The 15,545-nt window shown below is 71.1% G+C and carries 15 protein-coding genes; 5 read left to right on the top strand and 10 right to left on the bottom strand.

Translation table 11 applies throughout. From position 1 onward, the window contains the following. Positions 1-26 precede the first annotated feature (26 nt). On the bottom strand, positions 27-1,112 hold the full coding sequence (locus tag FLW16_RS18495) for an NAD(P)/FAD-dependent oxidoreductase (protein WP_142561334.1): 1,086 nt from the start codon (positions 1,110-1,112) through the stop codon (positions 27-29). Beyond that, entirely contained in the window at positions 1,109-1,309 is a 201-nt protein-coding gene (locus FLW16_RS18490; protein ID WP_142561333.1) for a heavy-metal-associated domain-containing protein, read from the bottom strand. Before FLW16_RS18490 ends, FLW16_RS18495 begins: the two co-directional genes overlap by 4 nt. 156 nt (positions 1,310-1,465) lie before the next feature. On the opposite strand from FLW16_RS18490, the gene FLW16_RS18485 reads away from it, so the two are divergent. Next, the gene (locus FLW16_RS18485) at positions 1,466-4,657 is read left to right on the top strand and encodes a cation-translocating P-type ATPase (protein ID WP_142561332.1); all 3,192 of its coding nucleotides are present in this window, start codon (positions 1,466-1,468) and stop codon (positions 4,655-4,657) included. A 67-nt stretch (positions 4,658-4,724) separates the two neighbouring features. Then, entirely contained in the window at positions 4,725-5,567 is an 843-nt protein-coding gene (locus FLW16_RS18480; protein ID WP_142561331.1) for a hypothetical protein, read from the top strand. Between the two features lie 108 nt (positions 5,568-5,675). Here the strand turns inward: FLW16_RS18480 and FLW16_RS18475 are convergent, their stop codons facing one another. The 6 genes from FLW16_RS18475 to FLW16_RS18450 form a co-directional block, all read right to left on the bottom strand. Further along, positions 5,676-7,844, bottom strand: coding sequence for an HNH endonuclease signature motif containing protein (locus FLW16_RS18475; protein WP_142561330.1), 2,169 nt, complete (start codon positions 7,842-7,844; stop codon positions 5,676-5,678). 95 nt (positions 7,845-7,939) lie between these two features. Beyond that, entirely contained in the window at positions 7,940-8,620 is a 681-nt protein-coding gene (locus FLW16_RS18470; RefSeq protein WP_142561329.1) for a hypothetical protein, read from the bottom strand. A 52-nt stretch (positions 8,621-8,672) separates the two neighbouring features. Further along, a complete protein-coding gene (locus FLW16_RS18465; RefSeq protein ID WP_142561328.1) occupies positions 8,673-9,734 on the bottom strand; it encodes an AI-2E family transporter in 1,062 nt (353 codons plus the stop codon). A gap of 261 nt (positions 9,735-9,995) precedes the next feature. Further along, positions 9,996-10,877: a YihY/virulence factor BrkB family protein gene (locus tag FLW16_RS18460; protein WP_142561327.1), complete on the bottom strand. Its 882-nt coding sequence runs from the start codon at positions 10,875-10,877 to the stop codon at positions 9,996-9,998. Continuing rightward, on the bottom strand, positions 10,874-12,199 hold the full coding sequence (locus FLW16_RS18455; protein ID WP_142561326.1) for an acyltransferase: 1,326 nt from the start codon (positions 12,197-12,199) through the stop codon (positions 10,874-10,876). The genes FLW16_RS18460 and FLW16_RS18455 overlap by 4 nt, the downstream gene beginning before the upstream one ends. Beyond that, entirely contained in the window at positions 12,200-12,631 is a 432-nt protein-coding gene (locus FLW16_RS18450; protein WP_142561325.1) for a CBS domain-containing protein, read from the bottom strand. A 100-nt stretch (positions 12,632-12,731) separates the two neighbouring features. Between FLW16_RS18450 and fbp the strand changes: the two genes are divergently transcribed. Beyond that, complete coding sequence (gene fbp, locus FLW16_RS18445) at positions 12,732-13,853, top strand: fructose-1,6-bisphosphate aldolase/phosphatase (RefSeq protein WP_142561324.1); 1,122 nt, start codon at positions 12,732-12,734, stop codon at positions 13,851-13,853. Beyond that, a complete protein-coding gene (locus FLW16_RS18440) occupies positions 13,853-14,065 on the top strand; it encodes a DUF1918 domain-containing protein (RefSeq protein WP_142561323.1) in 213 nt (70 codons plus the stop codon). The genes fbp and FLW16_RS18440 overlap by 1 nt, the downstream gene beginning before the upstream one ends. Here FLW16_RS18440 and FLW16_RS18435 read toward each other — a convergent pair. Then, a complete protein-coding gene (locus tag FLW16_RS18435; RefSeq protein ID WP_185949483.1) occupies positions 14,035-14,487 on the bottom strand; it encodes a DUF2267 domain-containing protein in 453 nt (150 codons plus the stop codon). The genes FLW16_RS18440 and FLW16_RS18435 overlap by 31 nt on opposite strands. A gap of 76 nt (positions 14,488-14,563) precedes the next feature. Next, positions 14,564-15,199 (bottom strand): phosphoribosyltransferase, encoded by a 636-nt coding sequence (locus tag FLW16_RS18430; protein ID WP_185949482.1) that lies wholly within the window; start codon positions 15,197-15,199, stop codon positions 14,564-14,566. Between the two features lie 119 nt (positions 15,200-15,318). Between FLW16_RS18430 and FLW16_RS18425 the strand changes: the two genes are divergently transcribed. Then, positions 15,319-15,540, top strand: a complete 222-nt coding sequence (locus FLW16_RS18425) for a hypothetical protein (RefSeq protein WP_142561321.1) — start codon at positions 15,319-15,321, stop codon at positions 15,538-15,540. The last annotated feature ends 5 nt before the right edge of the window (positions 15,541-15,545 follow it).

The following is a 15,545-nucleotide window of genomic DNA, read 5'->3' as shown; positions in this document are numbered from 1 at the left end:
CCAGGCTCTGCCGGGACTGCCCAATATTAAGGGGCGATGAGCGTTTTGCCGGGATTGATCGCGGTGGTGACGAGCCGGTCAGCCAGGGTGTGGGCATCCCGGCCCACCCACCCCAGCACGGACGAGCCGCGGGCGCGCTGCCAGGGCAGACCGAGGAAGTACAGCCCCGGCCAGGCCGTGACGCCCTCGCGGTGCACCGGCGCCCCCTGCTCGTCGAACACCGGCACGTGCAGCCAGGGGTGGTGCGGGCGGAAACCGGTCGCCCACACGACGCCGTCGGGGCGCACGCGACGGCCGTCCGCGAGGACGACCTCCCGCCCTTCGGCGTCCACGGCGCGGTCCACCCGCTCCACCCGCCGCAGCAGCCGCTTCACGTCGATCCCGATGATCAGCTCGCGGCTTTTGACCCGGCGCCCGACCCGGCTGTCGCCGCGGATCTCCATGAAGCCCAGGTGGGAGAACCACCAGAACAGGTCACGGCCCAGCACCCGCTGGGGCAGCGCGCGGCCCATCGACGACACCGACAGCCGGACGCGCCGCCCGGTGCCGGCCAGCTCCTCGGCGATCTGCACGCCGGTGTTGCCCGCGCCGACGACCAGGATCTCGCCCATGGGCAGCTGCTCGGGCCGGCGATACCGGCTGCTGTGCAGCTGGGTGACGTGCGGGTCCAGGCCGGACGCGAAGGCGGGCGTCCACGGCGTGTGGAACGCCCCCGCCGCGACCACGACCCGCGCCGCCGTGTAGGTCGCCGGGTACGCGGCGGCCGAGGTCTCGACCAGGAACCTTCCCCCTTCCGGCCGTACGGCCGTGACCTCGCAGCCGAGGCGCACCGGAAGGGCGAACCGCTCCGCGTACGCCTCCAGGTAGTCGGCGACCTCGTCCTTGCCCGGATGGCCGTCCGGGTCTCCGGGGAACGGCAGGCCGGGCAGCCCGTCGTACCGGCGCGGCGTGAACAACGTGAGCGAGTCCCACCGATGGCGCCACGCGTCTCCCACCCGCCGGTGCGCGTCGAGGATGGCGAACCGCAGACCGGCGCGGCGCAGGTGGTATCCCAGCGCCAGCCCGGCCTGGCCGCCTCCGATGATCAGAGTGTCGTAATCGGCCGTGCTCATTCGGTGGCCTCGTAGCCGGCCTCGGCGATGGCCGCACGCACGGCGGTGGGATCGGCCGCGCCGGTGACCACCACGGTCTTGGCGGTGAAGTCGACGGCCACCGAGCCGACGCCGGGCACCTCGCCGACGGACTCGGCGATCGCCTTGACGCAGTGGCCGCAGCTGATGGCGGGCACGGACAGCACGAGTTGGTTCATCGTGACTCCTTCACGTTCAGAGGTGGAATCACCGTGCCGTGCGCCGCTGTCCGGTCCCTGTCGTCAGGTCTCGTCACGTCGACAGGGGATGGGCAGCGAGGGGAAAGCGCCGCGCGCGACCGTCGCCTCGAAGCTCTTCGATCAGGAGGTGGAGCGATGACGGTCGTGACGAGCATGTGCACGCTGGACATCGGCGGCATGACCTGCGCGTCCTGCGTACGCAGGGTGGAAAAGGCCCTCACCCGGGTGGACGGCGTGGCGGCGGCAGAGGTGAACCTCGCCACGGAGGTCGCCACCGTCACCTACGACCCCGCCCGCGTCACCGTCGAGACGCTCGCCGAGTCGGTCGTACGGGCCGGGTACACCGCGGAGGTTCCCACACCGAAGCCCGAACCCGAACCCGGGCCGGAACCAGAGCCGGAGCAGGACCGGGAGGTCGCCCGGCTGAAGCGTACCTGGCAGGTCACCCTCGCGGCCGGGCTGTCGATGATGGTGCTGATGTACCTGCCGCTGCCCATCGACGCGATGGACTGGCTGATGCCGCTGCTGCTGGTCGTCGCGACGGTCGCGCAGTTCTGGGCGGGCCGGCCCTTCTACCGCGCCGCCTGGGCCGCGGCCCGGCACGGCTCGGTCAACATGCACACGCTCGTCGCCATGGGCACCACGGTGGCGTACGGCTACAGCGCGTTCGTCACCCTGTGGCCGGCCGCGGCCGAGCGGCTGGGGCTGCCGCTGCACGTGTACTTCGAGATCTCCGTCGTCGTCATCGCGCTCGTCCTCATGGGGCGGTGGATGGAGGCGAGAGCCAAGAAGCGGACCACCTCCGCCATCAGGGAGCTGCTCGGGCTGCGGCCCAAGACGGCCCGTGTGCTGCGCGGGGACACCGAGGTCGAGGTCCCGGTCGAGACGGTCGCCGTCGGCGACCTCGTCCGGGTGCGCCCGGGCGAGAAGATCCCCGTGGACGGCGTCGTGACCGCCGGCGTCTCCACCGTGGACGAAAGCATGATCACCGGTGAGAGCATGCCGGTGCGCAGGGGCGAGGGCGACCCGCTGATCGGTTCCACGATCAACCGGACCGGTTCTGTGGTGATGCGGGCCACCGCCGTCGGGCAGGACACGACGCTCGCGCAGATCGTCCGGCTGGTCGAGCGGGCGCAGGGATCGAAGGCGCCCCTGCAGCGCCTGGCCGACCTGGTGTCCGGGTGGTTCGTGCCCGCCGTCATCGGCATCGCGGCACTCACGTTCGCCGTCTGGGCGGTCTTCGGCCCCGACCAGGGACGGCTCACCCTGGGCATCGGCACCGCCATCGCCGTACTGATCATCGCCTGCCCGTGCGCGCTCGGCCTCGCCACCCCCACAGCGATCATGGTGGGCACCGGGAAGGCCGCCGAGCTGGGCATCCTGATCTCCGGCGGCGACGCGCTCGAACAGGCCCGCCGCCTCACCACGGTCGTCCTGGACAAGACCGGCACGATCACCCGGGGCCGTCCCGACGTGACCCGCCTCGTCACCGTCGCGGGCGGAGACGCCGACGAGCTTCTCACGTACGCCGCCGCGGCCGAGACGGGCTCGGAACACCCCCTCGGCGAGGCGATCGTCACGCACGCCTGGGACCGCGAGCTCCGCCTGCCCGAGGTGGAGCGATTCGAGGCCCTGCCCGGCCACGGCGTGGAGGCCCGGGCCGGCGGCAGGGCCGTGCTCATCGGAAACGCCGCACTCATGCGCCGCCATGACGTAGGCGTCGGCGAGCTGGAGCAGGTGGCCGCCGAGGCCGCGGCCGAAGGAGCGACCCCCGTGTACGTCGCCCTCGACGGCCGCCTCGCCGGACTGATCGGCGTGGCCGACACGATCCGGCCCGAGTCCCGCGAGGCCGTCGATCGGCTGCGCGCGCTCGGTCTGGAGGTGTGGATGCTGACCGGCGACAACCAGGCCACCGCCGATGTCGTCGCCCGGCAGGTCGGCATCGACCACGTCATCGCCGACATACGGCCCGAGGACAAGGCGGCCCGCGTGGCCGCCCTGCGCGAGAGCGGCGCGGTCGTCGCCATGGTCGGCGACGGGATCAACGACGCCCCGGCGCTGGCGACGGCCGACCTCGGCGTCGCCATCGGCACCGGGACCGACGTCGCCATCGCGGCCTCCGACATCACTCTCGTCGGCGGCGACCTGCGCGGCATCGTCTCGGCCATCGACCTGTCCAGGCGTACCGTGAGGACGATCAAGCAGGGACTCGCCTGGGCGTTCGCGTACAACGTGCTGTTGATCCCGGTCGCCGCCGGCGTGCTGTACCCCTTCAACGGCGTGCTCCTCGACCCCTCACTCGCCGCCGCCGCGATGGCGATGAGCTCGGTCAGCGTCGTCACCAACGCGCTGCGCCTGCGCCGGTTCCGGCCCGGCTCCGGAGTGTCCCGACTCGCCGACTGGGGCTATCTCGCGGGCATCGCCTGCCTCGCGGTGACCGTGGGCGCCGGGTTCACCGCGCTCAGCCGTACGGAGGCGGCGCAGCGCGGGATGAACGGCGTGCTCGCCTGGGTGGAGAACACCGGCATGCCGATGCGTCCGGCCATGAGCGTGATGATGACCGCCGAAACCGAACCCGTGCCCGCCGAGGACGCGGGCGTCCGGATGGACGTCCAGGTCCCCCATGACGTCGCCCCCGGCGTGCCCGCCACCGTGCGCGTCCGCCTGACCGACCCCTCGACCGGCCGTCCCGTCGACGACGTCGTACGCAGCCACGAGGCGTGGATGCACTTCATCGCCACCCGAGCGGACCTGGGCACCTTCGCCCACGTCCACCCCGAGCCCACCGGCCGGCCCGGCGAGTTCTCCGTCCGGCTGACCTTCCCCACCGCCGGCCGTTACCTCGTCAACGCCGAGTTCCGGCGACGCGGGGAGATGACCGACGTCCTCGACCACCAGGAGATCACGATCGGCCGCCCAGATGGTTTCACCAGCTCGGAAAAGACGTCGCCGTCTCCCCGAGAGCAGGTCGTGGGCGGCCTCCGGGTCACCCTCACCGGCGAGGCCGAGGCCGGCGGCAGGAGCGACCTCACCTTCCGCTTCGCCGATGCCGCGACCGGCAGGCCCGTCTCCGGTCTGCGCCCCTACCTGGCCGCCGCCGGGCACGTCGTGATCATGCCGCTCGACGGCAAGGGATTCGCCCACGAGCACGCGGAGGCCGAGGACGACCAGGGCCGCCCCGTCTTCGCCCTGCCGGGCCAGACCTTCGGGCCAGAACTCGGCCTGCACGCCCGGTTCCCCAGCCCCGGCCTGTATCGCCTGTGGGCCCAGTTCCGCGACGCCCAGGGCCGGGTCCTCACCACGACCTTCACCCTCAAGGCCCGTTAGGAACGTGCACGAAACGTGCACAGAACGACTCGCAGCCTCTGCACGTCCGTACGGCACCATCGCGGACGTGCAGAGCCTGCATGTGCGCCGACTGCTCCTGGTCATCCTCCTGGTCGTCACGGCCGGCCTGCTGAAGGCCGGGTCCACGGCCACCCTGCCGCCCGGAAGGTCCGTCATGGCGGTCGCGACACTGGTCGGCGACTATCTGGCCACGCACCCCACCGTGAAGCGCGTGCTGCGCTCCAGTGGGATCGGCGTCACGCTCATCTCGTGCGGTGCCGGGACCGGCTCGCCGACCGACCTGTCGGCGGACTTCGGCGGCGGCTTCAGCGGCCGTCTCATCAGGACGCGGAACGCCACCTACTTCCAGATGCCGATCGGTTCCGAGGTCGCTCCCGGGAAGTCCTTCGACAAGGTCACCGACTATTACGAGCCTTACAATCTGTTCGGCATCGGGACACTCACCATGATGGCCACCAATCTGGTCGACGGCCAGCGCGCATACGCGCTCCTGATCAAGACGGGCCGTCTCACGGCTGTGAGCATCGAGGGCGGCACCGGCCCCCGCACGATTCACTACACCGTCCATATAGACGTGCGCCGAGCTGTCGAACGCCTGAATCTCCCGGCCTACATCGGCTACACCAACCCCATGCCACTTGACCAGCGAACCGAGGAGGAGTACGCCAAGGTGCGGGCAGGCGACCCGGCCGCACAGGCACGGCTCCGCGCCCGCATCGCCGGCGATCTCGGTTCCTCCGCCGACTACGAGCTGTGGGTGGACCTGAGCGGGCGTCCGGTCCGTTACGTCCTGTCCGCCAAGACACGGACCGAGATGACCTTCTCGGACTGGGGAACCTGCGCGGTCACCGCGCCCCCGTCGGAGCGGGTCCGGGAGCTGAAGGGCTGACCCAGACTCCCCGCGCCGCGCGGAACGCCAGCGTCCACGGCACCCTGCCCCTGCGCCCTGCCCCTGCCCCGGCCCCGTTCTGCGCGTGTCCGTGCCGCCCGCGGCCCGCTAGATCCGCAGTCGGCTGGTGTGGGTCGGCTGGTAGGTGAAGGTCCAGCGGTCGGTGCCGATTTTGTGGCGGGTGTAGCGGTCGGGGTGGCGGTAGCGGTCGCGGTTGTGGAACTGGCAGGCGGGTCCGAGCAGTTTCAGGTTCGTGAGGCCGCCGGTGCTCCAGTTGTCGGCGTGGTCGATCTGGCACATGGTTGCCGGGAGTGGGCAGCCGTCGATCCAGCAGGTGGCGTAGCGGGCGAAGATGGCCCTGCGTTGGGCGGGGGTGGCCAGGCGGACCTTGCGGCCCATGTCCAGCACCTGCCCCTCGGCGTCCATCACCAGCCGCACCAGGGTGCTGGTGCGGGCAAGCCGATGCACGCTGGAGACCGGCAGCACCTGCCCGGTGGCCAGCAACAACCCCGGCGCTGTCCCCAGCACCGCCCCCGGCAATGCGCCCGGTGACGCTTCCTGCGCCGTTCCCGGTGACGACCGTCCACCGCGCATGTCGTTGGGGCCTTCGGGCGTGTCCTGCGCATGCCGGCGGTCCCCCGCAGGCCGATGCCCGGCGTGGGCGTGATGTCCAGGTGGGTCCTCGGGAGGAGGGTCAGGCAATTGCGCCGTGTGCAGAGGCGCTGTGTGCAGAGGCGCTGTGTGCAGAGGCAGAGGCGTCGGGTGGGGAGGCGTGCTACCGCCGCAGGCAGGCGGCCATGCTGCTGCGCGCCTGGCACGCGTTGTTCCAGTGCGGGCAGCGGCGCGGTCGTAGTCTCCGCCCTTGGCGGGTTCGGTGTCGTCGCTCTCGGTAGAGGCCATGCTCGCGTCAACATCGCCCTCGGCAGATGTGGCACTCGTGGTGTCGTGCTCATCGGCTCCGGGCTCATCGGCTCCGGGATCGGGAGACTCCTCATCGCGGGGGCCGGTGGTGGCGAGGTCGGCGCGTCCGGCAACGGCGTCCGCAGCTGCATCGGCACCGCTATCTGTCGCTGAACCGGCATCTGCCCCGGCCTCGCCGGCGTCGGCGTTGCTGGGGTCGCTGTCTTCGATGTCGCGGGCGTCGTCGGCGCTTGCGGTGTCGCCGGGGGCGCTGGTGTCCTCGCCGCCCCGGCCGCCCTGGCCGTCCTCGACACCTCCCGCGCCCTCCGCGCCCTCGGCATCCTGAGGGTCCTCGGCGTCGGCGGAGTGGTCGGTGCCGGGATCGGTGGGGAGGGATTCGGCGTTGACCAGGACCAGGAGCTCGGCGGCTATCTTCTCCTCAAGCAACGCGATGAACGCATCCGCCTGGCGGACCCGCAGCGGCCGGTCGTCGCCCTCCGCGCGCGGTTTGGCGTAGGCGTCCAGCAGGGCCCGTAGCCGGGCGGCCGCCTCGCGCGGCAGGTAGAACTCCCCCTCCAGGCCCCCACCTTTGGTGGGGCGGACCCGCAGGAACCGCCGCGCGTAGTCGGCCTGCTCGTCGCGGTCTTCCCCGTCGGGGTCGAGCACCGCCCGCAGGTAGCGGCCGGCTTTGGCCACCTCCGCCGCCCCCGCCTTGCCCGCCAGCTCCAGCAGGATCGGCTCGGCCAGGGCGGCGTGCTCGTCGCTCAACTGCGCGGTGGCGGTGCAGATCGCCTCCACCACCCCCGCCGCCAACCCACCCTCAGCGAACTTCTCCCGCACCCGGGGCAGACGCGCCAACTCCACGGCCAGGGTGAGCAGGCGCCCGGCGCCCGCGACGCTCATTCCTGCGGCTGTGCGCAGCCAACTACGGGTGGAGGCATGCCCATGCTGCTTGGCCTGCCCCGCACCATGCACCCGCCCCACCCGATCCGCCAACGCGGAGGTGATCCGATCCCGCGCGAACAGCAACTCCTCAGCCTCAGCACGACAGATGCCCGCATCGTCCGGCAACGGCGCCAACGCCAACGCCTGCGCCAACTCACGAAGAGAACCCACCAACACCCACGACGACCGGCCCTTGCTCCGACCCGCACCGGCTTCACAACCACCGGCACTATCGGCGCTCGCGTCGTCGCCGGCATCTTGACTCGCGTCCCGTGGCAGCTCGGGGTCGATGATCGGGAAATGCTCGCGGGCGACCGAACCATCCGCAGACCACAACCGGGAACCGGAAGTCAACCGGTCCCACCAGTCGCCAGAGCTGTCAGAGCTATTCGAACGACGAAGGTGCTCGGGATCAGAGTCGAACAGATCCATCGCACCTCCTCGCAGGATTCGAAATTCTGTTTTAATTTTCCCCTGAGGACCTCACTCTGAGCAACCGTGTGGCGCGATTTGTTGGAGCTACAGGCTTACGGAGCAGCGGATAGGAGATCGAGCAGGGTGGGGACCACCTGGGAGAGCCCGACCGCGACGAGAACGGGGATCACCAGGCTGAGGCAGAGAGCCAGCACGCAGCCACTACCTGCGCCCATCGGGTTGGGAACCGGATCCTGCGGCTCCAGCCCACGCCACAGCGATCGGGGTTCGAGGAGAAGGAACAGCATCGCGCCCACCTCGCCCACGGTGAACAGCCAGAACCAGGCCCATCTGTTTCCCAGCCTGGGCCGGCCCGTACCGATCATGATGAAGAGCGCGACGATCCAGGCCCCGCCGACGAGCCAGGTCGCGCCGTGGAACGGCACGAGGAACGGCCAGCCCGAGAAGAGCCCTTGGCGCGGGTGAGCGAGCGTGGCCTCCGGGCGGGGAACGGCGGCGTTGAGGTCGCGCAGGAGTGTGCGGGGGGTGTAGGCCCCGTTCGCTGAGCGGTCGGCGTGATACCAGAACAGAGGGCCCGTCGACCACCGCAGATCCACCGGGGTGCCGTAGTAGATGACGTACGTGACCTGCCCGGTCCGGAGCGCGGTGTGGAAGTCGGCGAGGGTGCGCTCGCGTGGGGTCATGCTGAGCACGGTCACCAGAGCGCCCCACAGCAGCACGACGAGCAACGCCACACGCACCCATAGCCCCGCGATTCGGTACGGAAGTCGCATGACGCGAGCTTCCCTCAGCGGGCGCGCGACGGCACCCCACTTCCGAAGACGGCTACAGCCGGTCCTGGCGGGGCAGCACCACCTCGCGGGCCAGGAGGAGCAGGGCCGCCGCCAGCGGGATGCCGAGCAGGGCCCCGACGATGCCGAGCAGCGCCCCGCCGAGCAGAGCGCCGACGATGGTCGCCACGGGCGGCACGTCGACCGACGACTTGAACACCTTCGGGGAGATCCAGTAGTTCTCGACCTGCTGATAGACGACGAAGAAGACCACACAGGCGATGCCGACCTGCACCGAGGAGAGGAAACCCACCCCCGAGGCCACGACCGCGCCGATGACCGCACCCACCAGGGGGATCAGGTCGGTGACCGCGACGAAGATGGCCAGCGCGAGCGCGTACGGCACCTTCAGCATGGCCAGGAACAGGAAGGTCACCACGCCGGCGATCAGCGAGATGATCAGGTTGCCCGCGACGTAGCCGCCGATCTGGTTGATGATCTCGTCCCCGAGCAGGCGGACCCGTGTACGGCGTGAGCGGGGCACGAACCGGTAGGCCGTCTCCTTGATGGAGTTGAGCGACCCGAGGAAGTAGAGCGTGAGCACGAGCACGGTGAAGGCGCTGAACAGCGCGCTGATCACTATGCTCGCCACACCGAGGAGGCCGCCGAACATCTGGGTGGCCAGCCCGCCGCCCGCGACGTATTGCTGGATCTTGTCGAGGATCTGGTAGCGCTCGTCGACCGAGCGGATCATCGGGTGGTTCTGGAGCTGCTGCACGTAGTCGGGCAGTTGCCGGACGAACCCGGTGGTCTGCTCGGTGAGCGGCGGCACGACCGCGAGGCCGAAGGCCACGAAGAACGCGATGACCGACCCGAACACGATCGTGATCGCGAGGCGACGGGACATGTTGCGCCGCTGGAGCGCCTCGACCGCGGGGTTCAGCCCGATGGCCAGGAACAGCGAGACCACGATCAGCACGATCGCCGAGCCGGCGCTGGCGATCGCCTGTACCAGGAGCCACGCGGTGAGCACGCCGAGGGCACCGGTCAGGCCGAACATGAACGGGTTGCTGCGCAGCGGGCGTCCGGGCAGGCCGAACGGCCGGTCGGAGGCCATGCCACCATCGGCACCACGGTCGGCACCACGATCGGCGCCACGGTCGACACCACGATCGGCGCCACGGTCGACACTGTCGACGCCCGGTCGGCTCACGCCGTCCGGGGACTGGTCGGGGGTCGCCGGGGAGCCGCTCGGCTCCGGCGTCGTCTCCCCCTGGCTCGGGAGCGAGGGGAACACGCTGGAGATGCCGCTGCCTGGGGATAGACCGCTGTCGGACACGCCCCCACTGCTGCCCCATCAAGGTCACTTGACACGGATTTATCCGGACAAGTCGCCCTTTTGTTCCTGGTTGGTGGGAGCCGCGTCGCCCAGATGGCGCTCGATCGCTCCGTTGACCTCGGCGCCCAGCAGCACGATCAGCGTGGAGAGATACAGCCAGAGCATGAGCACGGCCACGGCCGCGACCGCGCCGTACGTCTGGTTGAAGCGCCCGAAGCTGGTCACGAAGACCGACAGGCCCGCCGAGACCACCAGCAGGGCGGGCATGGCGAGCCCCACCCCCCAGGCGACCGACCGCCACTGCGACTCACGGCGGCTGCCGGGGACGAATCGGTAGAGCAGCGCCAGTCCCGCCCCGATGAGCAGGACGAGCGCCGCCCAACGCGCCACCGCGACGGCGGCCCGGGCCACCCGGCCGAGGCCGAGGTGTCCCAGCACGACCGGGAACGCGGCGACGAGCGCCAGAACAACCGACACTCCGAGGATCGCGGCGACCGTGTAGAGCAGCGCCAGCAGGCGGGTGCCGATGACGCCGTGGCTCTCCCGGCCGCCGTACACCGTGTTCAGGCCCCGCATGAGCGCCTGGACGGCCCTCGACGAGGACCACAGCAGGCCGACGAGGCTCAGCGCGAGATTGGTGCTGAGCCCTTTCTCTCCGACGCGCACGGCGGCGGCGAGCTGGGAGACCAGCAGGTGGGCGACGGGCCCGGGCAACGGCCGGGTCAGCGACGCCAGTTGTCCGGCCGCCTGACGGGGGTCGGCCACCAGCCCGTAGACCGACACCACGACCAGCAGCATCGGGAAGATCGACAGCGTCCCCCAGAAGGCGATGCCGGCGGCCAGCAGGGACAGCCGCTCCCGCTTCGCCTCCTCCCGAACCCGACCGGCGATCCTCTTCCAGTCCTCCACCGGCACTCTCATGGCCGGTACGACGATCGGGCGGCCCGCAGCAGCGCGGCGCCGGCGAGGTAGACGACGAAGTGAACAGGGAGCATCGGCCCGGACAGGCCCTCCGGGCCGGTGAGCGCCGCGCCGAGCAGGCCCGCGACGATCAGGCCGGCCCCCGCCAGGGTCACGGCCACCGGCCCTGCCCCCGTCTTCTCTGCCCCCGTCTTGGTGCCCGGTGCCGGACAGGGGCCGCCACGGCGCTCGATGAAAGCGAACACGGCGACGAGGACCGCGAGGGTCGCCGTCAGGAACGCGAGCCAGGGCACGCGCAGGAGCAGCCAGGCGGCCGATCCGGGAGGCGGCTGCGGCAGCAGGCCGGTGACGTAGAGAGCGGGCACGGCGATCACGACCGCGGTCATGTGCCAGAGGAACACCGTCATGATCACGGAGTTGGCCGCGACGACGGCCGTCCACGGCCGCGTACGGCGCAGCATGCGCCGACCACGCTCGTGCAGGAGCAGGGCGATCCCCGTCTGCGCGACCGCCAGGGCGAGCAGCGCGAGCGTCGGCGGCGAGGTGTTCTGCAGGCGGTCGCTGGGATCGGTGACCATGCTCACCGGATAGGGCCCCGGGACGGTGAGCAGCACGAGCGCCGCCAGGCCGCCCACGATCATGGGCACGGCCACGCGGGGACGGGCGGGCAGGGCCCCCTCCCGCCAGGCGATGCCGAGCTGGTAGACCGCCGCCCAGGCCAGCAGATAGTTGGCCGCGCCGAGCACGGCCGGGCCGCCGAGCAGCCGCGCCGCGTCGCCGAACGCCACCGCCACCGCGAACGCGGCGGGCACCGCGAGGCCCGCCCGGCGGTGCAGCGCGAGCAGGATCGGGGTGAGCAGGACGACCGTGACGTACGCGATGAGGAACCACAACGGCAGGCAGGCGAGCCAGACTCCCATGCCCACGGTGGCGGGGTCGACCCCCAGGAGGAGCGCGAGCAGGGCCGCGCCACCGAGGGTGAGCAGGAACGCCGTCGTGGGGCGGATCAGCCGGTCGGTGCGGCACAGGAACCAGCCGATCGCGTCGCCGCCCCGCCGCCGGTAGGAGCCGAGCGACGCGGCTCCCGCGAAGCCGCCCACCAGGAAGAAGACCGGCATGACCTGGAACAGCCAGGTGAGCGGCCTGGCCCAGGAGACGAACGCGAGGATCGTGTCGCCGCCGACCCGCTCACCGTACGTCACCACGACGGCCAGCCAGTGCCCGAGGACCACCAGCGCGATGGCGACGGCGCGCAGCAGGTCGATGTGACGGTCGCGGCCGGGCGGCGTGCGCTCCGCCGCACGCCGCAGGGGGGTGAACATCTAGTCGCTCTGATGCTGCGGCTCGCTGATCTCCTTGACCACAGGCGTGAGCAGATCGGCGGTGAGCTGGTGCATCTGGAGGAGCAGGTCGTCGATCGTCACCATGCCGACCACGCCCCCCTCGGCGTCCACCGGCAGCCTGCGGAAGGAGTGGCGGCGGAACGTGTCGAAGGCCACCTCGACCTCGTCCTCCGCCCGCACCATCACCGGGTGCCCCGACATCACCTCGCCGACCGGCGTGTCCCCGTCCCTGCCCTGGGCGAGCACGCGTACGGCGAGGTCACGGTCGGTCACTATGCCGGCGATGCCCCGCCCCTCCGACACCACGACGCAGCCGACGCCCGAGTAGTCCATGTGCCGCGCGACGTCCCGCACCGGCGTGATCGGCGGGACCACGACCACCGGCGTGGACATGACATCTTTGATCTTCATGGCCGGCTCTCCCCCTCATACGGAAGTCCGCCCCGCTTGTGACCTAATGCCCTATTTATCCCCATAAGTCCGAATAAACGTGGAGGTGGAGGTGATCCCCATGATCACGCTGAGCATCATCAAGGCCGACACAGGGGGGTTCGTCGGCCACTCCGCCGTCCATCCCCGGCTGATGGCCGAGGCGAGGCGGGAGATCGAGCGGGCGAAGTCCTCCGGGCTTCTCATTGACGGGCACGTCGAAAGCTGCGGCGACGACATCTCGCTCATCATGACCCACACCTACGGCCAGGAGGCGGGGCTGATCCACTCCTTCGCCTGGGACACCTTCCAGGCGACCACCCACCTCGCCAAGGAACTCGGCCTGTACGGCGCAGGCCAGGACCTGCTCTCGGACGCCTTCTCGGGCAACCTGCGCGGCATGGGCCCGGGCTACGCGGAGCTGGAGTTCGAGGAGCGGCCGTCGGAGCCGGTGCTGTGCTTCCTGGCGGACAAGACCGAGCCGGGCGCGTGGAACCTCCCGCTGTACAAGATGTTCGCCGACCCGTCCAACACCGCCGGACTGGTGATCGACGAGAAGATGCACGCCGGGTTCGCGTTCGAGGTGTACGACCTCCACGAGGACCGGCGCATCGTGTTCGACTGCCCGGCGGACCTGTACGACATGCTGATGTACATCGGCGCCCCGGCACGCTACGTGATCCACGGTGTCCGCTCCAAGACGCTGGGCACGACCGCGGCGGCGACCAGCACCCAGCGGCTGTCGCTGATCGCCGGAAGGTACGTCGGCAAGGACGATCCCGTCCTGATCGTGCGCTGCCAGTCGGGCCTGCCGGCCGTGGGCGAGGCGCTGGAGCCGTTCGCCTTCGCCTACTCGGTGGCGGGGTGCATGCGCGGCTCGCACCACGCGCCGCTGATGCCGGTGCCCACCGGACAGGCGCACCCGTCCCGGTTCGACGGCCCGCCGCGGGTGGTCGCGCTCGGCTTCCAGATCAAGGACGGCCGGTTGATCGGCCCGCGCGACATGTTCGACGACCCGGCGTTCGACGGAGCCCGGCGGCAGGCCGTCGAGGTGATGGACTACCTGCGCCGCCACGGCCCGTTCGAGCCCCACCGGCTGCCGCTCGAGGACCTCGAATACACCACCATGACCTCCCTCACCAAGCGCCTGGCACACCGCTGGACGCCGATCACGACCGAGGTCGCGACCCCGGTGGGTTCCTGATGAAGGCGTCGGTCGGCGACCGGCTGATCGTCGAGAGCATCCATCGGGGCAGGGCGGGCCGCATCGGGATCGTGATGGCGCTCTACCACACCGACGGCTCGCCCCCCTACCTCGTGCGGTGGCTCGACGAGGAGCGGGAGACGTTGTGCTTCTACCCCGGGCCCGACGCCCGGATCGAGCACTACTGGGAGCGGTTGCCGGAGAGCCCCTGACCACCCAGCAGGTCGCGCACCTCGCGCGGCAGCTGGCCGAGCGCGTGGTCGACCACCCCCGGCGTCAGCTCCTCGTACATCACCGCGGTCACCGCCCTGGCGAGCTTGGGCACGTCGGCGTTGGCGATGCGGCCGGTGGCGGCGAAATGGGCCGCGAACTCCTCGCGGTCCCGGCGGATCGGCACCGCCGCGGGGTCCCAGCCGTTGTAGTAGATCCCGCGCAGCAGGTCGGGCAGTTGCGCGGCGAGGTGCGCCGCGGCGGGCACCGGGAGGCCGTCGCGCACGGCGTGCAGCCAGGTCCGCAGCACGCGGTGGGCGAACTCCCGGTCCTCGGTGCCGATGGCTCCCGCGAGGGCGGCCAGCCACCGGTTGGTCGTCTGGACCGTGTGGTCAAGGCTGTGCACATGGTGGGTGGTGGACATGACGTCCTCCTCCGCTGACAGTCGCTCCATCCCACGCTGCGCATCCGGCCACGTCTTCCACCAGGGCCGATGGTCCCTATTCGGCCGCGAGCCGCAAACACTCGACCACGTCCTCGTCGCTCGCCTGGGTGAAGTCGTCGTACCACGCGCCGATCGCGTAGAAGTGGTCGGGCGTGTCCAGGCAGACGACCTCATCGGCGTCTCTGCGCAGGCTCGCGATCGTCTCGGGGGCGCCGACCGGCACCGCGAGCACCACCCGGGAGGCTCCGTGCGCGCGGGCCACCTGGCAGGCGGCGCGGGCCGTCCCGCCCGTCGCGATCCCGTCGTCCACCACGATCACCGTGCGGCCGGCCAGGTCCACCGGCTCGCGGCCGGCCCGGAAGCGGCGGGCGCGGCGCTCCAGCTCGGCCCGCTCGCGGCGCTCCACCTCGGCCATCTCGTCGCGGGTGATGTTGGCGAGCCGTACGACGTCGGGGTTCACCACCCGCACCCCGCCCTCGCCGATGGCGCCGAAGCCCAGCTCCGGCTGGTACGGCACGCCCAGCTTGCGTACGACGATCACGTCCAGGGGGGCGCCGAGGGCCCTGGCCACGTGATACGCCACCGGCACGCCCCCTCGGGGCAGCCCGAGGACGACCGCGTCCTCCGTCCCCGGGAGTCCGCGCAGCCGCTCGCCCAGGCGCAGGCCCGCGTCACGACGATCGACGAACACGGCGGTCACCCCTGCCTTTCACCCCTGCCTTTCAGCCCTGCCTTTCACCCCCTGACTTTCACCGTCGGCCCCCGCCGCCGTCCGCGGTAGGGCCGAAGGGCCCGGGGAAGACTTGGAGCATGTCCCATCCTGAAGAGATCGACGAGCTCAAAGCCAGGCTCGACGCGACGGAACGGCAGGTGCGCACGCTCGCCGAGGCCGTACGGGCGCTTGCGGGCGGCCTGGAGGGCGGGCCGCTGGAGGAGGCCGGGCAGGCCCGGCCCGAGCACGCCGCCCGGCTCGCCCACGAACTGCTGCTCGCGGCCGGCCTGATCCAGCCGAAAGAGAGCGAAGGCCCATAGACTGT

This window comes from Microbispora sp. KK1-11 (assembly GCF_006874435.1).
Lineage (GTDB): Bacteria > Actinomycetota > Actinomycetes > Streptosporangiales > Streptosporangiaceae > Microbispora > Microbispora catharanthi.
The sequence above is the reverse complement of the archived record's forward strand: the minus strand, read 5'-3'. Positions and strand labels throughout refer to the sequence as shown.